Source organism: Streptomyces sp. NBC_01803 (assembly GCF_035917415.1).
Lineage (GTDB): Bacteria > Actinomycetota > Actinomycetes > Streptomycetales > Streptomycetaceae > Streptomyces.
Window position 1 is genome coordinate 3,591,582 of the sequence record NZ_CP109073.1, and the last position, 20,616, is coordinate 3,612,197.

Annotated in this window: 21 protein-coding genes and 1 pseudogene; 16 read left to right on the forward strand and 6 right to left on the reverse strand. The window is 72.2% G+C overall.

Annotated features, from left to right (window positions below; genetic code table 11):
- Positions 1–20 precede the first annotated feature (20 nt).
- The 11 genes from OIE51_RS16265 (at position 21) to OIE51_RS16315 (ending at position 10,693) form a co-directional block, all read left to right on the forward strand.
- Positions 21–986, forward strand: a complete 966-nt coding sequence (locus OIE51_RS16265; protein ID WP_442811938.1) for a Rossmann-like and DUF2520 domain-containing protein — start codon at positions 21–23, stop codon at positions 984–986.
- A complete protein-coding gene (panC, locus tag OIE51_RS16270; protein ID WP_326598421.1) occupies positions 983–1,849 on the forward strand; it encodes a pantoate--beta-alanine ligase in 867 nt (288 codons plus the stop codon). The genes OIE51_RS16265 and panC overlap by 4 nt, the downstream gene beginning before the upstream one ends.
- Complete coding sequence (locus OIE51_RS16275) at positions 1,846–3,603, forward strand: L-aspartate oxidase (protein ID WP_326598422.1); 1,758 nt, start codon at positions 1,846–1,848, stop codon at positions 3,601–3,603. The genes panC and OIE51_RS16275 overlap by 4 nt, the downstream gene beginning before the upstream one ends.
- Positions 3,604–3,626: 23 nt before the next feature.
- Positions 3,627–4,652, forward strand: a complete 1,026-nt coding sequence (gene nadC, locus OIE51_RS16280; protein WP_326600657.1) for a carboxylating nicotinate-nucleotide diphosphorylase — start codon at positions 3,627–3,629, stop codon at positions 4,650–4,652.
- A 2-nt stretch (positions 4,653–4,654) separates the two neighbouring features.
- Complete coding sequence (locus OIE51_RS16285; RefSeq protein ID WP_059010786.1) at positions 4,655–5,452, forward strand: type III pantothenate kinase; 798 nt, start codon at positions 4,655–4,657, stop codon at positions 5,450–5,452.
- Positions 5,453–5,583: 131 nt separating this feature from the next.
- Positions 5,584–5,805, forward strand: coding sequence for a hypothetical protein (locus OIE51_RS16290; protein ID WP_326598423.1), 222 nt, complete (start codon positions 5,584–5,586; stop codon positions 5,803–5,805).
- Between the two features lie 45 nt (positions 5,806–5,850).
- Positions 5,851–6,051, forward strand: coding sequence for a hypothetical protein (locus tag OIE51_RS16295; protein WP_326598424.1), 201 nt, complete (start codon positions 5,851–5,853; stop codon positions 6,049–6,051).
- 113 nt (positions 6,052–6,164) lie between these two features.
- Complete coding sequence (locus OIE51_RS16300; protein ID WP_326598425.1) at positions 6,165–6,575, forward strand: BlaI/MecI/CopY family transcriptional regulator; 411 nt, start codon at positions 6,165–6,167, stop codon at positions 6,573–6,575.
- A 10-nt stretch (positions 6,576–6,585) separates the two neighbouring features.
- Positions 6,586–7,104, forward strand: coding sequence for an amino-acid N-acetyltransferase (locus tag OIE51_RS16305; RefSeq protein ID WP_326598426.1), 519 nt, complete (start codon positions 6,586–6,588; stop codon positions 7,102–7,104).
- Positions 7,105–7,265: 161 nt separating this feature from the next.
- Positions 7,266–7,616, forward strand: coding sequence for a histone-like nucleoid-structuring protein Lsr2 (locus OIE51_RS16310; RefSeq protein ID WP_326598427.1), 351 nt, complete (start codon positions 7,266–7,268; stop codon positions 7,614–7,616).
- A gap of 551 nt (positions 7,617–8,167) precedes the next feature.
- A complete protein-coding gene (locus OIE51_RS16315) occupies positions 8,168–10,693 on the forward strand; it encodes an ATP-dependent Clp protease ATP-binding subunit (protein WP_326598428.1) in 2,526 nt (841 codons plus the stop codon).
- A gap of 63 nt (positions 10,694–10,756) precedes the next feature.
- On the opposite strand, the gene OIE51_RS16320 is transcribed toward OIE51_RS16315, so the two are convergent.
- The 3 genes from OIE51_RS16320 to OIE51_RS16330 form a co-directional block, all read right to left on the reverse strand.
- Complete coding sequence (locus tag OIE51_RS16320) at positions 10,757–13,903, reverse strand: NACHT domain-containing protein (RefSeq protein WP_326598430.1); 3,147 nt, start codon at positions 13,901–13,903, stop codon at positions 10,757–10,759.
- Between the two features lie 79 nt (positions 13,904–13,982).
- Positions 13,983–14,393, reverse strand: coding sequence for a type II toxin-antitoxin system VapC family toxin (locus OIE51_RS16325; RefSeq protein WP_326598431.1), 411 nt, complete (start codon positions 14,391–14,393; stop codon positions 13,983–13,985).
- Positions 14,394–14,400: 7 nt separating this feature from the next.
- The gene (locus tag OIE51_RS16330; protein WP_326598432.1) at positions 14,401–14,679 is read right to left on the reverse strand and encodes a type II toxin-antitoxin system Phd/YefM family antitoxin; all 279 of its coding nucleotides are present in this window, start codon (positions 14,677–14,679) and stop codon (positions 14,401–14,403) included.
- Between the two features lie 132 nt (positions 14,680–14,811).
- Between OIE51_RS16330 and OIE51_RS16335 the strand changes: the two genes are divergently transcribed.
- The 3 genes from OIE51_RS16335 to OIE51_RS16345 all read left to right on the forward strand — a co-directional run bounded on the left by OIE51_RS16335 (position 14,812) and on the right by OIE51_RS16345 (position 16,164).
- Complete coding sequence (locus OIE51_RS16335; protein WP_326598433.1) at positions 14,812–15,033, forward strand: hypothetical protein; 222 nt, start codon at positions 14,812–14,814, stop codon at positions 15,031–15,033.
- 67 nt (positions 15,034–15,100) lie between these two features.
- A complete protein-coding gene (locus OIE51_RS16340; RefSeq protein ID WP_326598434.1) occupies positions 15,101–15,688 on the forward strand; it encodes a DNA-3-methyladenine glycosylase I in 588 nt (195 codons plus the stop codon).
- Positions 15,685–16,164: a tetratricopeptide repeat protein gene (locus tag OIE51_RS16345; RefSeq protein WP_326598435.1), complete on the forward strand. Its 480-nt coding sequence runs from the start codon at positions 15,685–15,687 to the stop codon at positions 16,162–16,164. Before OIE51_RS16340 ends, OIE51_RS16345 begins: the two co-directional genes overlap by 4 nt.
- A 159-nt stretch (positions 16,165–16,323) precedes the next feature.
- On the opposite strand, the gene OIE51_RS16350 is transcribed toward OIE51_RS16345, so the two are convergent.
- Positions 16,324–17,277 carry an AraC family transcriptional regulator gene (locus OIE51_RS16350; protein WP_326598436.1) on the reverse strand — a complete coding sequence of 318 codons (954 nt, stop codon included), beginning with the start codon at positions 17,275–17,277 and terminating at the stop codon, positions 16,324–16,326.
- A 135-nt stretch (positions 17,278–17,412) separates the two neighbouring features.
- Between OIE51_RS16350 and OIE51_RS16355 the strand changes: the two genes are divergently transcribed.
- On the forward strand, positions 17,413–17,799 hold the full coding sequence (locus tag OIE51_RS16355) for a hypothetical protein (RefSeq protein WP_326598437.1): 387 nt from the start codon (positions 17,413–17,415) through the stop codon (positions 17,797–17,799).
- Between the two features lie 214 nt (positions 17,800–18,013).
- Positions 18,014–18,439, forward strand: a complete 426-nt coding sequence (locus tag OIE51_RS16360) for an ATP-binding protein (protein WP_326598438.1) — start codon at positions 18,014–18,016, stop codon at positions 18,437–18,439.
- Between the two features lie 190 nt (positions 18,440–18,629).
- Here the strand turns inward: OIE51_RS16360 and OIE51_RS16365 are convergent.
- Both OIE51_RS16365 and OIE51_RS16370 read right to left on the reverse strand, forming a co-directional pair.
- Positions 18,630–19,469 (reverse strand): annotated as a pseudogene (locus OIE51_RS16365) (AraC family transcriptional regulator); the annotation flags it as partial.
- A 4-nt stretch (positions 19,470–19,473) separates the two neighbouring features.
- A complete protein-coding gene (locus OIE51_RS16370) occupies positions 19,474–20,466 on the reverse strand; it encodes an A/G-specific adenine glycosylase (protein WP_326598439.1) in 993 nt (330 codons plus the stop codon).
- Positions 20,467–20,616 lie beyond the last annotated feature (150 nt).

Genomic DNA, 20,616 nt, shown 5'->3' on the forward strand with positions numbered 1-20,616 from the left:
GAACACACGGACCGGAACGCTTGACGAAAGAGGCACGAGCCGTCGTGAACGCCGCCGCCAACGCCCCCCGGGGCACCGAGGCGCGCGACCGCCCCGCCCGGCTGCGGGTCGGCGTCGTGGGCGCGGGCCGCGTCGGCCCGGCGCTCGCCGCCGCGCTGCGCATCGCGGGCCACCGGCCGGTCGCCGCGTCCGGGGTCTCCGACGCCTCCCGCCGCCGCGCCGAGGCGCTGCTCCCCGGGGTGCCGCTGGTCGCGCCCGACGAGGTGCTGGCCCGCGCGGATCTGGTGCTGCTCACCGTGCCCGACGACGCCCTGCCGGGCCTGATCGCCGGGCTGGCCGAGACCGGCGCGGTCCGGCCCGGACAGCTCCTGGCGCACTGCTCCGGCCGGTACGGCACGGGCGTGCTCGACCCGGCGCTGCGGGCCGGGGCGCTGCCGCTGGCGCTGCACCCGGCGATGACGTTCACCGGCACCGCCGTCGATGTGCAGCGGCTGGCGGGCTGCTCGTTCGGCGTGACCGCCCCGGCCGAGCTGCGACTGGCGGCTGAGGCGCTGGTCATCGAGATGGGCGGCGAACCCGAGTGGGTCGAGGAGAGCGCCCGCCCGCTCTACCACGCGGCCCTCGCGCTGGGCGCCAACCACCTGGTCACCCTGGTCGCCCAGGCCATGGAGCTGCTGCGCACCGCGGGCGTGGCCGCCCCGGACCGGATGCTCGGCCCGCTGCTGGGCGCCGCCCTGGACAACGCGCTGCGCTCCGGCGACGCCGCCCTGACCGGCCCGGTCGCCCGCGGCGACGCCGGCACGGTCGCGGCCCACGTCGCCGAGCTGCGCGCCCACGCCCCGCACGCCCTGGCGGGGTACCTGGCGATGGCCCGCACCACCGCGGACCGCGCCTTGGACCATGGGCTGCTGAAGCCGGAGCTGGCGGAGGCCCTGCTTGGTGTCCTCGCGGACGGCGAGCGGGGCACGGATGGAGGAGAGCGATGACCCTGCCGGTGGCGCGCCGCGCCGAGGAGCTGCCCGCGCCCGCCGCCCCCGGCGCGCGCCGGGCCGTGGTGATGACGATGGGCGCCCTGCACGAGGGCCACGCCGCGAACATCAGGACCGCCCGGGAGCGGGTCGGTCCCGGCGGCCAGGTCGTGGTGACGGTCTATGTGAACCCGCTCCAGTTCGGCGCGGGCGAGGACTTCGACCGCTATCCGCGCACGCTGGACGCCGATGTGAAGGTCGCCGGGGCGGCCGGCGCCGACGCCGTCTTCGCCCCCACCGACGACGTGATGTATCCGGGCGGCGAGCCCCGGGTGCGGATCGCGGCCGGGCCGCTGGGCGAGCGACTGGAGGGCGCGTTCCGCCCCGGGCACTTCGACGGGATGCTGACCGTCGTCGCCAAGCTGCTCCACCTCACCCGGCCCGACCTCGCCCTGTACGGCGAGAAGGACGCCCAGCAGCTCGCGCTGATACGCCGGATGACCACCGATCTGAACTTCCCGGTCGAGATCGTTGGCGTGCCCACCGTCCGCGAGCCGGACGGCCTCGCCCTCTCCAGCCGCAACCGGTATCTGTCCGCGCCCGAGCGCGTCACCGCCCTGGCCCTGTCCCGGGCGCTGACCGCCGCCGCGGCGGGCCGGGCCGACGCGGGCGGCGCGCTGGCCGCCGCTCGCGCCGTGCTGGACGAGGCCGCCAGAGCCGAGCCGCCGCTCGTCCCGGACTACCTGGCGCTGGTCGACCCGGCGGACTTCACCGAGGTCCCCGGCGACCACCGCGGCGACGCGGTCCTGGCCGTCGCGGCCCGGGTGGGCACCACCCGCCTGATCGACAACGCCCGCCTCACCCTGGGAGACCCCGCATGACCAGTCCCGGGGCGATACCCGGCCCGCGGCCGGCACCCGCGCCGGTCCCGATCCCGCTGCCCACCGCCCTGCCCGCGCCCGCGCCCGGCTGGGCCATCGAGGCCGAGGTCGTCGTCGTCGGCTCCGGCGTCGCGGGCCTGACCGCCGCGCTGCGCTGCGCCGCCGCCGGCCGCCGGACCGTCATTGTCACCAAGGCGCGGCTGGACGACGGCTCGACCCGTTGGGCGCAGGGCGGCATCGCCGCCGCGCTGGGCGACGGCGACACCCCCGCCCAGCACTTGGCGGACACGCTGGTCGCGGGCGCCGGGCTGTGCGACGAGGCCGCCGTCGAGGCGCTGGTCACCGAGGGCCCGGCCGCCGTGCGGCGGCTGATCGCGCTGGGCGCCCGGTTCGACGCCGATCCGGACGGCTCGATCGCGCTGACCCGCGAGGGCGGTCACCACCGCCGCCGCATCGCGCACGCCGGGGGCGACGCGACCGGCGCGGAGATCTCCCGCGCGCTGGTGGCCGCCGTCCGCGCGGCCGGCATCGAGACGGTCGAGAACGCCCTCGCGCTCGACCTGCTCAAGGACGCCGCCGGACGGGCCGCCGGGGTGACCCTGCACGTCATGGGCGAGGGTCGGCACGACGGCGTGGGCGCCGTGCACGGGCCGGCCGTGGTGCTGGCCACCGGCGGTATGGGCCAGATCTTCTCCGCCACCACCAACCCGTCCGTCTCCACCGGGGACGGCGTGGCCCTGGCGCTGCGGGCCGGCGCGGAGGTCTCCGACCTGGAGTTCGTGCAGTTTCACCCGACCGTCCTGTATCTGGGCCCGGACGCCGAGGGCCAGCAGCCGCTGATCTCGGAGGCGGTGCGCGGCGAGGGCGCGCACCTGGTGGACGCGGACGGGGTGCGGTTCATGCTCGGACAGCACGAGCTGGCCGAGCTGGCGCCCCGCGACATCGTCGCCAAGGCCATCACCCGCCGCATGCGCGAGCGAGGTGCCGCACACATGTTCCTCGACGCCCGGCACTTCGGCGCCCGGATGTGGGAGAGCCGCTTCCCCACCATCCTCGCCGCCTGCCGTGCCCACGGCATCGACCCGGTGACCGGGCCGATCCCCGTCGCCCCCGCCGCGCACTACGCCTCCGGCGGCGTCCGCACCGACCTGGCCGGCCGCACCACCGTGCCCGGCCTGTACGCCTGCGGCGAGACCGCCTGCACGGGCGTGCACGGCGCGAACCGCCTGGCGTCGAACTCTCTGCTCGAAGGGCTGGTCTTCGCCGAGCGCATCGCGGCGGCCGTCACCGCCGACGACCCGGCCCGGGGCGCTCCCGCCCCGGCCGCCGCCCCCGCCGCGGCCGACCCCGGCCTGCTGCCGCCGGAGGCCCGCGCCACGATCCAGCGCGTCATGACCGAGGGCGCCGGAGTGCTGCGCTCCGCCCGGAGTCTGGCCGACGCCGAGCGCGCCCTGGACGCGCTGGCGGGCGATGCCGACCGTAAGCCGGCCGAGCCGGGCGCCGACACCTGGGAGACGGCTAATCTGCATCTGGTCGCCCGGGTGCTGGCCGCCGCCGCCGGGCACCGCGCGGAGACGCGCGGCTGTCACTGGCGCGAGGACCACCAGGAGCGGGACGATGCCCACTGGCGGCGCCACCTCGTCCTGACCCTGCGGTCCGGGGACGAGGGCTCGACCCTGCACTTCGTCACCACCGACACCACCGCGTTCCCGCCGACGGACGCGACCGCCACCGAGGAGACCCACCAGCCGTGACCAGCCCCGATTTCCCCCGGGTCATGCCCGTAGAGCTCACCCTGCTGCCCATCGGCAGCAGGCCGGGCGAGGCCGAGCCGGCCGACGGCGACGGTTGCGGAGCGGGCTGCGGCTGCGGCGGTGAGGAGTTCTCGGCCGCGCACGACCCCATGGAGTGCGGTCTCGACCCCGATCTCGCCGAGCTGCTCGCGGCCGGCGGGCTCGACCCCGTGCGGGTGGAGGACATCGCGCACCTGGCGGTCGAGGAAGACCTGGACGACGGCGTGGACGTGACCACCGTCGCCACCGTCCCGGAGGACTCGGTCGCCACCGGCGACTTCGTCGCCCGCCAGGCCGGCACCGTCGCCGGGCTGCACGTCGCGGAGGCCGTGCTGTCGATCGTCTGCACCGACGAGTTCGAGGTCGAGCGCCATGTCGCGGACGGCGACCGCGTCGAGCCCGGCCAGGTGCTGCTGTCGGTCACCACCCGCACGCGCGACCTGCTCACCGGCGAGCGCAGCGCCCTCAACCTGCTGTGCCGTCTCTCCGGCATCGCCACCGCCACCCGCGCGTGGGCCGACGTGCTGGACGGCACCCGCACGCGCGTCCGCGACACCCGCAAGACGACTCCCGGCCTGCGCGCCCTGGAGAAGTACGCCGTCCGCTGCGGCGGCGGCGTCAACCACCGGATGTCGCTGTCGGACGCCGCCCTGGTCAAGGACAACCACGTGATCGCGGCGGGCGGCGTGGCGGCGGCGTTCCGCAAGGTCCGTGAGGAATTCCCCGGTGTGCCGGTGGAGGTCGAGGTGGACCGCCTGGACCAGATCGAGCCCGTCCTCGCCGAGGGCGCGGACCTGATCCTGCTGGACAACTTCACGCCCGACGAGACCAGGCGGGCCGTGACACTCGTCGCCGGCCGCGCGGTCCTGGAGTCGTCCGGCCGCCTCACCCTGGACAACGCCCGCGCTTACGCCGAGGCCGGGGTCGACTACGTGGCGGTCGGCGCGCTCACCCACTCCTCCCCGATCCTCGACATCGGGCTCGACCTCCGCCCCGAGAGGCGCGACTGACGATGCTGCTCACTATCGACGTCGGCAATACCCACACGGTCCTCGGCCTCTTCGACGGCGAGGAGATCGTGGAGCACTGGCGCATCTCGACCGAGTCCCGCCGCACCGCCGACGAGCTGGCCGTGCTGCTGCAGGGCCTGATGGGCATGCATCCGCTGCTCGGGGAGGAGCTGGGGGACGGCATCGACGGCATCGCCATCTGTTCCACGGTGCCCTCCGTGCTGCACGAGCTGCGCGAGGTGACCCGGCGGTACTACGGCGACATCCCGGCCGTGCTGGTGGAACCGGGCGTCAAGACCGGAGTGCCGATCCTCACCGACAACCCCAAGGAGGTCGGCGCCGACCGGATCATCAACGCGGTGGCGGCGGTCGAGCTGTACGGCGGCCCCTGCATCGTCGTCGACTTCGGCACGGCCACCACCTACGACGCCGTCTCCGCGCGCGGTGAGTACGCGGGCGGGGCGATCGCGCCCGGCATCGAGATCTCCGTGGAGGCCCTGGGCCTGCGCGGCGCCCAGCTCCGCAAGGTGGAGCTGGCCCGGCCGCGCCACGTCATCGGCAAGAACACCGTGGAGTCGATGCAGTCCGGCATTCTGTACGGCTTCGCGGGCCAGGTGGACGGCATGGTCGAGCGGATGTCGCGCGAGCTGGCCGACGACCCCGACGACGTGACGGTGATCGCGACGGGCGGCCTGGCCCCGATGGTGCTGCGCGAGTCCACCGTCATCGACGAGCACGAACCCTGGCTGACCCTGGTGGGCCTCCGGCTGGTCTACGAGCGGAACGTCTCCCGCTCCTGAAGTCTCCCCCTCCTGAAGTCGCTCGTTCCTGAGTCGCCCGCTCCCGGGGCTCCCCTCCCGGGGAGCCGCTGGAACACGCCGTCACCACGCAATGGCGGGCGATTTGTCTGCTTACCACTTAATGTCGGTTTATGGTTACGTCCAACGGTTCCCAGGGTTCCCCCACGCCAGGCGGTGACGGGGACCAGAACGCCCAGCAGCGCCCGCGCCGCCCCGTGCCGACCCCGGCGGAGGTCTTCCCGCCGCGCCGCAAGCGCCCGGCCGCCCCGGTCGCGCCGCCCGGGCCGCCGCCGCAGGGGCAGGAGGGGGAGGGCGAGGGGCGCGGGGAGAGCTCCGCCCAGAGCGGTCGGTAGGCTGTCAGGCGGCTCGCCCGAGCACGTCCTAGGAGGCCGACCGCTGTGGACTACGTCGCCGCACTCTTCCCGCCCACCGTGATGGCCGTCGCCTTCACCTGGCTGATCGTGACCATCGTGCGATCCCAGGGCGGCAGCAACAAGTACAAGGAGGACGCCGCCGTGGACGCGGCCTTCGCGGCCCGCGCGGCCCAGGCCGCCCACCCCGCCGGGAACGGCGAGGAGCCGGCCGCCGGTCACTCCTGACCCTCTCCTGCCCGCCCCCCTCGCACGCCCCACCCCTTCCGCCCGCTTCGATACCGCGTGGCCGCAAACGTCACACACGCCCGTTTTGTCGCCACGCGGCTATTCTTCCTCATGTGCCACGGCCTTTGGGAGAACTGGAAGACGCGGTGATGACTCGCGTATGGGAGTGGAACCGGCCCGTCACCGTGCGGGAAGTTCTCGAAGATCTGCGGCGTGAGCGTTCGATCGCCTATACGACGGTGATGACCGTCCTGGACAACCTCCACCAGAAGGGCTGGGTCCGCCGCGAGCAGGCGGGCCGGGCCTATCGCTATGAGGCGGTCTCCACGCGCGCCGCGTACTCGGCGGCTTTGATGAATGACGCTTGGTCCGAGAGCGACAACGCGGCGGCGGCGCTCGTCGCTTTCTTCGGGATGATGTCGGCCGAGCAGACCGAGGCATTGCGCGACGCGCTGCGCGTCGTGGATGTCGCCGGAGTGCAGGTCGCCGCCCCCGAAGGCGAAGGGGAAGCCGTACAGCGATAGCCTCTCGTTTGTGTCGGAAACCTCAGCAGAAGTCACTGTCCGCCGTGCCAGGACTACAGATGTCCGCTCGGTGCGCCGCCTCATCGATGTCTACTCACGCGACGGGTTCCTGCTCGACAAGGCGACGGTGACGCTTTACGAGGACATTCAGGAGTTCTGGGTGGCGGAGCGGGACCATGATGCGCAGGTAGTCGCGTGCGGCGCGCTGCATGTGATGTGGGAAGACTTGGCCGAGGTGCGCACACTTGCCGTCGATCCGCTGCTGAAGGGGCACGGAGTGGGGCATCGGGTGCTGGAGAAGTTGCTCCAGACGGCCCGGTGGCTCGGTGTCCGGCGTATTTTCTGCCTCACCTTCGAAGTGGAGTTCTTCGTTCGGCACGGCTTCCGGGAGATCGGGGAGGCCCCGGTCGACGGCGATGTCTACAGCGAGCTGCTGCGTTCCTATGACGAGGGTGTGGCGGAGTTCCTGGGGCTGGAACGGGTCAAGCCCAACACATTGGGTAACAGCAGGATGCTGCTGCATCTCTGATTGATGGGTCGATGGTCGTTATGTCCGGATCGTCCTATCGTGTCTTATCGGATACCCGGTAATCCCGAGCCGGGGGTTTGTGTTTTCCCGGCAATAGCGGTTTGATTACATCCGCAGTACAACAACAGTGGTATTCGGCGACATGAATGAGGAGCAGCCCCGTGGCACAGAAGGTTCAGGTCCTTCTCCTCGATGACCTCAGCGGCGGCGAGGCGGACGAGACAGTAACGTTCGCGCTCGACGGCAAGACTTACGAGATCGACCTCAACTCCGATAACGCGGACAAGCTCCGTGAGGCCCTTGAGCCCTATGTCAAGGCCGGCCGTCGCGCCGGTGGGGCGCGGGCCGCCCGCGGTCGTACCCGTACGCCCGCGGCTCCCGCCGCCGGTGGCGCCGCGGGACAGGACACCGCGAAAATCCGTGCCTGGGCCAAGGAAAACGGATACGAGGTCAATGACCGGGGCCGTGTTCCCGCCAACATTCGTGAGGCATACGAGAAGGCAGGCGTCTGAAGTCGCACACCGGCCGGAGCGCGTCCGGCGAGCCGGGCCCGGCCTCTCGGCCGTGCCCGTGTCCGGGGGGCCGCACCCGGTGGGCGGCCCTCCGAGGTGTGTCCGGGGGCCGAATCGCGAGTGTCATACGGTGAGCGACCCGCTCCGGTACGGAAGAGTTACGCCGTGTCTGCGTCCGACCGCACCAGGTGTTCACGTTCGCCTGTAGCGGATGTCCATGGCTGACACGGCATGGAGTGTCAGCCTGGAGGGGTAGGCAGTTCATAACGGACGATGGGCCACTCATGACAAGGGGGCGGTAGCGGTGGGTCCGGATGTGACGCACGGTGGCGTTCGCCGACGGCGTAGTCATTCGGAGTGCTGATGCTTGGCCTGCGGGAACATCGTCTCGCACCATCGGGTTGGAACTGTTGTCGCCTGTTCGGGGCACGCCGCCGGGGACAGGAGCGGACAGTTGGAATGAGCGGTCCCCCGTTGCGGGACTAAGCTGCGGAAGGACAGGGAGGGGACCGACCCCTTTACTGCCTGACCGCTCTGAGGAGCGATTAACGATGTTCGAGAGGTTCACCGACCGCGCGCGGCGGGTTGTCGTCCTGGCTCAGGAAGAAGCCCGGATGCTCAACCACAACTACATCGGCACTGAGCACATCCTCCTGGGCCTGATCCACGAGGGTGAGGGTGTCGCCGCTAAGGCCCTGGAGAGCCTCGGGATCTCGCTTGAGGCGGTCCGACAGCAGGTCGAGGAGATCATCGGCCAGGGCCAGCAGGCCCCGTCCGGTCACATCCCCTTCACCCCCCGGGCCAAGAAGGTGCTGGAGCTCTCGCTCCGCGAGGCCCTCCAGCTCGGCCACAACTACATCGGCACCGAGCACATCCTGCTCGGCCTGATCCGCGAGGGCGAGGGCGTCGCCGCCCAGGTCCTCGTGAAGCTGGGCGCCGACCTCAACCGGGTCCGGCAGCAGGTCATCCAGCTGCTCTCCGGGTACTCCGGAGGCAAGGAAGCCGCGACCGCGGGCGCCCCCGCCGAGGGCACTCCGTCGACCTCCCTGGTGCTGGACCAGTTCGGCCGCAATCTCACCCAGGCCGCCCGCGAATCCAAGCTCGACCCGGTCATCGGGCGCGAGAAGGAGATCGAGCGGGTCATGCAGGTGCTCTCGCGCCGCACGAAGAACAACCCGGTTCTCATCGGCGAGCCCGGCGTCGGCAAGACCGCAGTCGTCGAGGGGCTGGCCCAGGCCATCGTCAAGGGCGAGGTGCCCGAGACCCTCAAGGACAAGCACCTCTACACCCTGGACCTCGGTGCCCTGGTCGCCGGCTCCCGGTACCGCGGTGACTTCGAGGAGCGCCTGAAGAAGGTGCTCAAGGAGATCCGCACCCGCGGCGACATCATCCTGTTCATCGATGAGCTGCACACCCTGGTGGGCGCGGGTGCCGCGGAGGGCGCGATCGACGCCGCCAGCATCCTCAAGCCGATGCTGGCCCGTGGCGAGCTCCAGACCATCGGTGCCACCACGCTGGACGAGTACCGCAAGTACCTGGAGAAGGACGCGGCCCTTGAGCGCCGCTTCCAGCCGATCCAGGTCGCGGAGCCGTCCCTGCCGCACACGATCGAGATCCTGAAGGGTCTGCGCGACCGGTATGAGGCGCACCACCGGGTCTCCATCACCGATGCGGCGCTGGTGGCCGCGGCCCAGCTCGCGGACCGGTACATCTCGGACCGGTTCCTGCCGGACAAGGCCATCGACCTCATCGACGAGGCCGGCTCCCGGATGCGCATCCGCCGGATGACCGCGCCGCCGGACCTGCGGGAGTTCGACGAGAAGATCGCCAACGTGCGCCGCGAGAAGGAGTCCGCGATCGACTCGCAGGACTTCGAGAAGGCCGCGTCGCTGCGCGACAACGAGAAGCAGCTCCTCGCCGCGAAGGCACAGCGGGAGAAGGAGTGGAAGTCCGGCGACATGGACGTCGTGGCGGAGGTGGACGAGGAGCTCATCGCCGAGGTCCTGGCCGCATCCACCGGCATCCCGGTCTTCAAGCTCACCGAGGAGGAGTCCTCGCGCCTGCTCCGCATGGAGGACGAGCTGCACAAGCGCGTCATCGGCCAGGAGGACGCCATCAAGGCCCTCTCCCAGGCCATCCGGCGGACCCGTGCGGGTCTGAAGGACCCGAAGCGGCCCGGCGGCTCGTTCATCTTCGCCGGCCCGTCCGGTGTCGGTAAGACGGAGCTGTCCAAGACGCTGGCGGAGTTCCTGTTCGGCGACGAGGACGCGCTGATCTCCCTCGACATGTCGGAGTTCGGCGAGAAGCACACGGTCTCCCGGCTCTTCGGCTCCCCGCCCGGCTACGTCGGGTACGAGGAGGGCGGCCAGCTCACGGAGAAGGTGCGCCGGAAGCCGTTCTCGGTCGTGCTGTTCGACGAGGTCGAGAAGGCCCACCCGGACATCTTCAACTCGCTGCTCCAGATCCTGGAGGACGGTCGCCTGACCGACTCCCAGGGCCGGGTCGTGGACTTCAAGAACACCGTCATCATCATGACGACGAACCTCGGCACCCGGGACATCTCCAAGGGCTTCAACATGGGCTTCGCGGTGGCCGGCGACGTGACCACCGGGTACGAGCGTATGAAGGCCAAGGTCAACGATGAGCTGAAGCAGCACTTCCGGCCGGAGTTCCTCAACCGGGTGGACGACACGGTGGTCTTCCACCAGCTCACGCAGGACGACATCATCAAGATCGTCGACCTGATGGTCGCCCAGGTGGACGACCGACTGCGGGATCGGGACATGGGCATCGAGCTCAGCACCGAGGCCAAGCAGCTCCTGGCGAGGCGTGGCTACGACCCGGTGCTGGGCGCCCGGCCGCTGCGCAGGACGATCCAGCGGGAGATCGAGGACATCCTGTCGGAGAAGATCCTGTTCGGTGAGCTGCGTCCCGGCCACATCGTGGTCGTGGACACCGAGGGTGAGGGCAAGGAGCAGATCTTCACCTTCCGGGGTGAGGAGAAGTCCTCCCTGCCGGACGCCCCGCTCGTGGAGCAGGCGGCCAAGGGCGGTCCGAACCTGTCCAAGGGTGAGTAGCGCTAGCTGACCCACCGCGACGCCCCCCGTGGCCCGATCAGGGCCACGGGGGGCGTCGGCGTTTCAGTACCGGGGAGCCGGCGGGGCGGTGAACTGGACGTGGGAGGGGAGGCCGGGTCCGGCCGACGGCTGATGGACCTGGACCGACCGCAGCTCCGGAAGTCCGGAAAGCGGGGAGAAGTCCTCCGAGCCGTGGCTCAGCGCCAGTGTGCGGAGGCCGGGAAACACCGTGGGCAGGATGTCCAGGTCGGCGGAGAAGCGCCGCTCTTCCTGGGCGTTCCGGAAGAGCAGCAGCCTTTCCACGGTGGGGAAGTCCGCGTCGGTGGACGTGAGATCGCTCAGCACCCGCTCATGGAGCAGGAGGTTCCGGAGGGACGGCAATCCGGCGATCGCGTGCCATTCCTCCCGGGCGAGAGCGCGGTCGGTGTGGTGCACCGCCAATTCCGTCAGCCCGGGCCACGTCCGGATCCCGGTGAGGTCCGGAACGTGGGACGGCAGGCCGAGTGACTTCAGGGGCGCCCGTTGTGGCAGATCGAGCAGTGAATCGAGCCGGCCCGGAGAACCGATGATGAGGCCCTCCAACCCGTCGAGCCCCGGCAATCCCTCGGGCTCCCAGCCCTCGGTCCTGGGGTAGAGATTCAGGACCCGCACCGATGTCCCGGCCAGGGGAGCGAGATCGGGGATGTGCGGGCAGTTGTCCAGCAGGAGCGATCGGAGGCCGGGCAATCGGCCGACGAAGTCCAGATCACCGATCGTCGCGCAATCCCGGAGCGACAGGGACACGAGCGGTCGGTCGGCCAGGGCGGAGAGGATGTCCTCCGCCGTGAAGTCGCCGCGCAGATCCGCCCGTGCCAGACCGGTCAGCGTGCCGAGATATCCGAGCTCTTCCCCGGTGGTGGCCGGAAAGGTCAGGTCGGCGTCGTCGCGAGGAAGATGAGAGACGATCTCGGTGAAGTAGCGGGTGGTGTCGAACCGATACCAGCTCACCGCCAGCAGATGGCGCACGAGGGTCGAGGAATGGTGGCGAAAGGCGCGCAGCTTGATGAGCGCGGCGTCCGTGCCGACGCGGGCCGCCGTGAATACCACCTCCAGGGCCTCCGCGTCGGTGAGCTCATCCGGACCCGGCAGTAAGTCCAGTGCCACCGAGCCGATCTCCGCCAGCTTGACGGCCTCGGCGCGCACCCGGGGAGGAATGTAGCGTTCGGCGCGGCTCACCACCGCGGCGCGGATTTCCGGGCGGAGCTGGCTGGCGTGTTCGAGGCAGGCCGTCGCGAGAAGGTGGAGCCGGACGCGGTGCCCGGGGTCGCGGTCGCCGCGTTCGATCAGGTCGGTGAGGAGCTCGCCGCGCTGAATCGGCTGGGCGTGCGCGACGGCCATCCGGACCACGTCCTCCCATTGGTCCTCGTGGGCCTTTTCGACCAGCGCGGGAAAGTGCTGCCATTCCACGATCTCGCGGGCGCCGAGATAGTCCTGGAATGTCCGGTGCACGAAATCGATCGCGCCGGGAACGGGTTCGCGTACGACGCCGGAGCGTTCGATCAGGTGTCGCAGCACGGCCTGGGCCGGGCCGAGCCGGTCGCCCCGGTGCAGGGCGGGCAGGGCGTTGTCGATGAGCGTGGTCGCCAGGGAGGCGGTCATCTCGGAGCGGCCGTTGGTGATCAGCCAGTAGGCCAGCTTCTGGAGAAGCGATATCTGCGTCTCGGCGTCCAGCTCCACACCGCCGCGGGGCGGGTCGGGGCGCTCGCGGTCGCGGCGTTCGAGCAGCATCGCGAGCGCGGCGTCGTACAGGGCCTTCCGGCCGCGCGGCAGGTAGCCGTTCCGCTCCCGGTGCAGGGCGCAGATCAGCGCGCACATCAGGGGATTGGTGGCCAGCGTGGCCAGATCCGCGCGGGCGCCGACGAGGTCGAGGAGGGTGCCGGCCTCCTCGCGCGTGGCACCGACCGCCCCGTGCCAGCGGTGGACGAAGGCGGCGACGTCGGTGGGGCTCATCGGCGCGAGCGACAGCTCGGTGAACTGCTCGGCTCTCAGCCAGTCCTCGGCGACGGCGGACGGGCGGGCGGTGACGAGCCAGAGATTGCCGGGGTAGGAGGCGGCCAGGCGGCGCAGCCAGCGGCGGACCTCCTCGCGTTCGGCCTCCGGGATCTCGTCGATGCCGTCCACGAGGAGCAGGCCACGCTTCGCCGTCAGCACCCGGTGGGCCCACCGCTCGGGCTGGCCGGCGGCGAGCGGGCAGTCCACGGCGGCGAGGAACCCGTCCGGGTCGGGCAGCCGGCGTCGGTCGCGGGTGAGTGTGCGCATGGGCAGAACGAAGGGGACGCGGCCGATGAGGTGGGTCAGGCCGTCCCCGGGGTCCCGGCGGGCGGTCGCCACGGCCAGCCACTGGACCAGCGTGGTCTTCCCCGATCCGGCGTGGCCGCGCAGCAGGACGCGGCTGTGGCCGCTGAGCGCCTGCTCGGCGCGCTGCGGTGGCGCGTCCGCCGCACCGGACGTGTGGTGGGTCTCCAGGCTCAGGTAGGCGTCGTCCAGCGGCCATTCACGGGCCTGCCGGAGGTCGAGACCGTAGACGGCGAGACGGCCCTGCTCCCGCCGGACGTAGTCGGCGTAGCGGGTCTCGAAGGCGGCGTCCTCGACGGACTGGTGGGGGACGCGCTCGATGAGCAGGTCGACGGTGCGGATCAGCCGGTCGAGGTCGCGGCTTTGTTCCACGAGGGTGCGGGCGACGAAGGTGGAGCGCTGGGTGAAGAAGTTCAGGATGTGCAGGCAGGTGGACTCCAGCACCCGGGCGTACAGGGCGTGTGCGGGCATGGAAGAGCTGTCGAGCTCCCACGGTCGGCCGTGGCCGAGGGGGATCATGAGCTGGCGGGCCCAGGTCCGGTGGCCCAGCCGCACCGCCTGGATGTCATCCATGTCCAGCTCGCCCAGGCGCAGCAGTGAGCGTGCCAGGAGCCCCGTCGCCTCGATGAGCTCGTCCTCCGACGGCGCGTCGTGCGGGCCGATCTCCCGGACGGCCCGGCGGACGAGCGCGTCGCACAGCGTGCGCAGATCCCGCTCGGTCAGGGACCGCTTCTCGCCCCCGAACGACACCAGCGCCGCTATCCGGACCGGCTTGTCGACCAGGGCGGCTCCCGGGCCGTCCTGGCGGAAGAGGCGTTTGATCAGCGGCGTGAACGCGCTCGACGCCAACCGCAGCCCCGCCCCCGTGAGTTCCATGGCAGAAGGGTACGGCGGGGGTGGCCGTTCAGCCGGGTCGGCCGTTCAGCCGGGCTGGCCGTTCAGCCGGGCTGGCCGTTCAGCCGGGCTGGAAGGGGTCGCGGAGGCGGACTCCGGTGCGTCGGACGTCCTTCACGTTCCGGGTGACCAGCGTCAGGTCGTGGACCAGGGCCGTGGCCGCGAGCAGGCCGTCGATGACGGGCACCCGGTGCGGGGCGCTGAGCCGTCCCCACGCCTCGGCGATGTCGGCGGTCACCGGCAGGACGCGGTCCGCGTAACGGTGCCGGAGGTCCTCCAGCCAGAGATCCAGCGTCCTCGCCCGCGCGCCGTCCCGGTGCCGGACGTTCTCGATGCCTTTGCGGATCTCGCCGATGATCAGCGTGCTGAGGAAGACCGAACGGTCCGGGACCTCGCGGATCCACGCGGCGACGTGCGGATCGGGGCGGTGCCTGCGCAGCTCGGACACCACGTTCGTGTCGAGCAGATACATCGCGCGCTCAGTCCTCTCCGAAGTCCACGTGTCCGAAGTCCACGTGGCGCGGCAGATCCCGGGCGGCCACCGTGGCCTCCAACTCGGCCGCCAGCTCGTCGTCCGGGCCTTCCAGCAGGAAGTCCCGCAGGTCGAGGCGCTCGCCGCGGAGCCGGTGATACTCCCTGATGTCGAGGATCACGGCGACCTCCTCGCCGTGCCGGGTGACGAGCTGGGGCTCTCCGCCGCTCGCCTGCCGGAGCACCTCGCTGAACCGCTGCTTGGCTTCCTGTACCTGCCAGTGCACCGCGCCCACCTCCTTCACCCCCTCTTCTGTCCAGTCTAGACAGACCTGAACCCACTCTAGCAGGGTGCGGTGGCGCTGGAGTGGGCCGAGGATGGGAGAGGGCCGGACGCTGAGGGACGGAGGTCGGTCGCCATGCGGCATCTGATGCGTGCCGAGTACGAGGACGCCGAACCGGGGACCGGCCGGCCGGGGCCGGTGAAGACCTGGCACATGGTCCGGGGCGAGGATGCCGTCGCGATGTGCGGGCGGGTGCTCCAGCCGGGGGCCGAGGCGCTGTCGGACGAGGAGTGGGGCCGGACGGCGGAGCCGTTCTGCCACACCTGCGGCGCGCTGTATCTGCGCGAGGTGCCCTGAGCCGCCCACACCCCCGCCACCTCCGGGTGGGGGACGACTGTCAGACCCCGCTGGCAGACTGCGGGGCATGGAAACGACGCTGGCCGTTGCCGGGGCCGACGGGTTGCCGCGCTGTCCGTGGGGCGTGGCCCCCGAGGACTACCGCGAGTATCACGACACGGAGTGGGGGCGCCCGGTGCGGGGGGACGACGCGCTCTTCGAGCGGCTGTGCTTGGAGGCGTTCCAGTCCGGGCTCTCGTGGCTGACGATCCTGCGTCGCAGAGACGGCTTCCGGGCCGCGTTCGACGGCTTCGTCATCGCGAAGGTGGCGGCGTTCACCGACGCCGACGTGACGCGCCTGCTGGGCGACCCGGGCATCATCCGGAACCGCGCGAAGATCGAGGCCACCCTCGGGAACGCCCGGGTGGCCGCCGGGTGGGCCGAGGGCGAGCTGACCGAGCTGGTCTGGTCCTTCGCGCCGGACGCGGCGGCCCGCCCGATGCCGCGCGGGCCGGGGGAGATACCGGCGACGACGCCGGAGTCCGAGGCGCTGTCCAAGACGCTCAAGAAGCGCGGCTTCCGTTTCGTCGGGCCGACCACGGCGTATGCCCTGATGCAGGCATGCGGGCTGGTCAACGACCACCTTGCCGACTGCCACATCAGGGTGCGGGTGTGAGCGACTGGCAGGAGCGTGCGGCGCGGCTGTGGGCGGCCTTCGACGCGCACGGCCCGGCCGGGTTCCGGGAGGCGATGCGGCGGCTCGTCGCCGAGCTGCCCGTGGGCGATCCGGTGGGGCTGTTCGAGCTGGCCTCGGCGCACGACGCCACGGACCGGGAGGCCGAGGCCGCCGTGCTGTACCGGCGGGCGCTGGCCGCCGGGCTGGGCGCGGACCTGCGGCGACAGGCGGTGATCCAGCTCGCCAGCACTCTGCGGAATCTGGGGCAGGCCGGGGAGAGCATCGCGCTGCTGAGCGAGGAGCGGGCCGCCGGCTCGGACGAGCTGGATGGCGCGGTGGACGCCTTCCTCGCCCTGGCGCTCACGGACGCGGGTCGTGAGCGCGAGGCGGTGGCCCTGCTGCTGCGCGCCCTGGCCCCGCACCTGCCGCGCTACCGCGATCCGGTGGAGAGCCGAGCGTCTGGCCTGACCGCCTGACCGCCTGACCGCCTGACCGGCTGACTGACCCGCCGTCGGATCGCCTGACCGGCCGTCGGACGACCCCCGGCACGGGACCGCCGCGCGCCGGGCTGCCGTTTCTCCTGGCCACCGGCCCGGGGCGATCGTCCGGCACCGACGGGCGGGGAAAGCGGTGGCTCAGTGCGCGGCGCCGCGTCGGTAGCGGCCAGGAGCCAGGCCGTATTCGCGCTTGAACGCCTTGGCGAAGGCGAACTCCGAGGAATACCCGACGGTCTGGGCCACCGTGCTGAGCGGCGCGTCCGACTCGCGCAGCAGCCGCCCGGCGATCGTCATGCGCCACCAGGTGAGGTAGGCCAGCGGCGACTCGCCCACGAGCGTGGTGAAGCGCTGGGCGAACACCGACCGCGACAGCCCGCCGCGCGTGCCCAGCTCCTCCACCGTCCAGGGGCGGGCGGGCTCGGCGTGGATGCCCTCCAGCGCGCGGCCGATCGCCGGGTCGGTGAGCGCGACGGCCCAGCCCGCCGGCCCCCGGCCGTCCGCCACGCGCTGCCGCGCCTCCTCCGCCGCCCGGTCGTCCACCCAGGCGCGCAGGATGTACAGCAGCATCGCGTCCACCAGCGCGGGCACCACGCCGTCCCGTCCCGGCCGCCGCTCGTCCAACTCGGCGCCGAGCAGCCCGATCATCGAGTGCAGCGCGCCGTGCCGTCCCGGCCGGGCGGGCAGGTGCACGATCTCCGGCAGCTCGCGGAGCAGCGGGTGCGGCCGGGCGTTGCCGAGCTGGTAGGCGCCGCACAGCAGCATGGTGCGCGCTCCCGGGCCGTCGACGGTGACCTGGCCGATCGGGGACGACGGGTCCTGGCGGCTCGGCGCGAAGTCGGCCAGCTGCGTGGCCGGGTCGTCGGCCAGCCCGTGCGCGCTTCCCTCGCGCAGGAACACGATGTCGCCCGAGGTCAGCGGCAGCGGCTCGCGGTCGCCCTCGGGCACGAGCCAGCAGGTGCCCTGGAGGACGACGTGGAACGAGGCCCCGTTGATCGCGGGAAACCGCAGCCCCCACGGCGCGCGCGCCTCGGTCCTGGCCGAGGCGGAGGTGCCGACGCGCATCACGGACAAGGCATCAGCCAGGACATCCATGAGGGTAATTCTACGGTCAACGATCCACTGCTCTCGGAGGATTGGATATGAAGTAAGGATGTGGAGACATTCATCGTCCGTGAAGGTGTCCCCGGATTGGCCGCACGAGGTCATCACACGATGAAGGCTGGGGTCATGACTTTTCTGGTGATCGGGGCCACGGGGAAGACCGGACGGCCGGTCGCCGAGGCGCTGCGGGCGGGTGGCGCGAAGGTGTGCGCGGCCGGCCGCCACCTCCGTTGCGGGGAGGGCGGGCGGGGAGCGATGCGTGGTGACTGGGCCGACCGGCGGACATCGGAGTCGGCGCTGGACGGGGCCGAAGCGCTGTACGTCGTGGGCCCGTTCGCCGAGCCGGACGCGGAGGCGCTGCCGCGCCCGCTGCTGCTGTCGGTGCGGGGCGCGGCGGCCGGGCGGGAGCCGCGCTACGAGGCGCGCGCGCCGGAGGGGACTGGCCGGCGGACGTGCGGGCGGCCGGTGCCGGGGAGCGGGCGATCGCTTGGCAGCTGGCACCGTTCGACCTGATGCGGGCGGGCGGGAACGCGCCGGTCACGGACACGGTGGAGCGGGTGTCGGGCCGTCCGGCACGGATACTCGCGGCTATGCGGCCGAGCGGCCCCGGAGGGGGAAGTTCACTCTCCGGTAGAAATTCTGGCCAGGAAGCGGGCAAGGCGGGTTGGTTCGGGCAAGAGATGAAACTCGTAGGGAGGTTGACGGATGAGTAACTGAGGAGCGTGGCATGTGCCTTGTCCCTGTGCGGTCCGGGACCGCCGACTTCGCCTTGCGCTTCCCGGCCCATCCCGTGTGGGTGCGCAACGCCCGCGACGCGATGCGGACGGCGCTGAGCACGGCGGTTCCGGGGAACGACGAGCTCATCGATACCGCCGTCCTGCTGACGTCGGAGGTGGTGAGCAACGCGATCCGCGCGTCCCGGAGCTGCCCGACCCCGCCACCGGTCGACATCCACGCCTGCTGGTCACCGGAGGGCGACCTCCAGGTCAACGTCTACGACCGCGCCCCCGGGGAGCCGAACGTTCCGGAGCGGTCCCCCTCGGATGACAAGGAGCACGGCCGAGGACTGCTGCTGCTGACGCGCTGCGCGCGCAAGTGGGACATCTGCCGGCACGCGCCGGGGCCGGGGAAGATGGTGTGGTTCCAGCTGTAGGAGCCGGCTGTAGGAGCCGGCTGTCGGCGACGTGAGGGAAGGCGGGGTGACGCGGTACGCGCGCCCGCCCCGCGGCCCCATCCCTTTCGAGGCCGTGGAGATCCGTCCGCTCGTCGATGAGGACCAGCGAGGTGCCGGGGACCGCCGGGAATCCGCTCGGCGGAGAACTCCTCATCCAGGAACTCCGAGGTCACCCGCCCACGGGAGTCACGGCAGGAGCCGCGACCGTCGCGCGGTACGCGCTCGGGCTCACGCCCCGCACCCGTTTGAACGCCGCGTTGAAGCCGAACGGGTCCGCGTACCCGACCCGGTGCGCCACCGCCGCGACCGTCGTTCCCAGGGCGGCCAGCAGATCCGCCGCCAACGCCATCCGCCAGCCCGTGAGCTATGCCAGCGGCGATGCGCCCACCAGCTCGGGAAACCGCTTCGCCAGCGTCGTGCGCGCCACCCCCGCCTCCGCCTCCGCCTCCGCCTCCGCCTCCGCCGCCAGCGCCGCCAGCGTCCACGGCGCGGCGTACGTCGCGCGCAGCGCGGGACCCACCACGTCGTCGCCCAACGCCCGCTACCAGAACGGGGGTTCGGCCTCCGGCCGGTCGAACCAGTCCCGCCGCGTGCACACCAGCAGCCAGTCGAGCAGCCGGTCCAGCACGATCTGCCGCCCCGGACGCCCCTCGGCGAGCTGGAACTCCAGACAGTCGCGCATCGCCGCGCAGTCGTGCTCGTCCGGAACCACGAGCACCGGCGGCAGCACCCGCAGCAGGCGGCCCGGTACCTCCCCCCGCACCCGGTAGGCGCCGACCGCAGCGTCATGTCCCCCATCGCGTCGAACGGCTCCGGCCCGCGCACGATCGCCGCCTCGCCCCAGCCGTATCGGCCGCCCCGCCAGCCGACCCTCACCGCGCAGCGGCACGTACAGCGTCATCGACGCGCCGTCCGCGAAGCGCCGGGTCCAGGGCGGGGCCGGCTCGGAGCGGCCGAACAGGGCGCCCTCGGTGCGCACGCCCCGCAGGAGATCGTCGAAAGGGTGAGCCGGGTCAGTCCGCTCCCGGCAGCCGGTACCTGCCGTCCGGCAGGCGCTCCGCCAGACCGTCGCCGACCAGTCCGTTCAGGGCGCGGGCCCGCTGCTCCGGGTCGTGCCACACGCGGTCGAGCACGGCGCGCGGCACCGGAGCGACCGCCTCCCGCAGCACGGCGAGCAGCTTGCCGCGCACCTGCCGGTCCGTTCCGGCGTAGGTCTGGCCGCGCCGGGGCGGACCCTGGTGGGCGGGGGAGCCGGCGCGACGCCAGGCGCACTGCTCGGCGATCGGGCAGCGCCCGCACTCGGGGCCGCGCGCCGTGCACAGCAGGGCGCCGAGCTCCATCGTGGCCGCCGCCCAACGGGCCGCCGTCGGGGCGTCCTCGGGCAGGAGCATGCGGGCCAGCTTGCGTTCGGCGGCGGTCGTCGCGTTCGGCGGGTACTCGGTGCCGGCGACCGCGCGGGCGAACACGCGCCGCACATTGGTGTCCAGCACCGCGTGCCGCTGCCCGTAGGCGAACGACGCGACCGCCGCCGCCGTGTACTCGCCGACGCCGGGCAGCGCGAGGAGCTGGTGATGGTCCGTCGGGACCTCGCCGCCGTGCCGTTCCGCTATGGCGGCGGCGGCGCTGTGCAGGCGCAGGGCCCGGCGCGGGTAGCCCAGGCGGCCCCAGGCGCGGACGGCTTCACCGGGGGCCTCGGTGGCCAGGTCGGCGGGGCGCGGCCAGCGGCGCAGCCATTCCTCGTAGACCGGCAGCACGCGGCTCACGGGCGTCTGCTGGAGCATGAACTCGCTGACCATGACGCCCCAGGCGCCCGCCTCGGGGCGGCGCCAGGGCAGGTCGCGGGCATGCTCGTCGAACCACTCGATGACCGGGGCGTGCAGGGTGGTGGGGGCGGGCGCGGGGGCGTCGGTGTCCGGGGTCGCGGTCCCGGCCGCGATCTCCGTGACCGTCGCCGTCGCCGCGGCTGTCACTGTCGTCGTCGCTGTCGTCGATGTCGTCGCAGTCATGGCAAAGCCGATCCTGGCACGGCGCGGGCACGGCACAAAGCGGTCCGCCTTCCGCGCGTGTTGACGCGCGTGTTGGCGGTTGTTGATACAGAACGGTGCCCTGGCAAGCCCAGGGTAGGGCGCTACGGGGTGACCGAAGTCTCGTAAGGT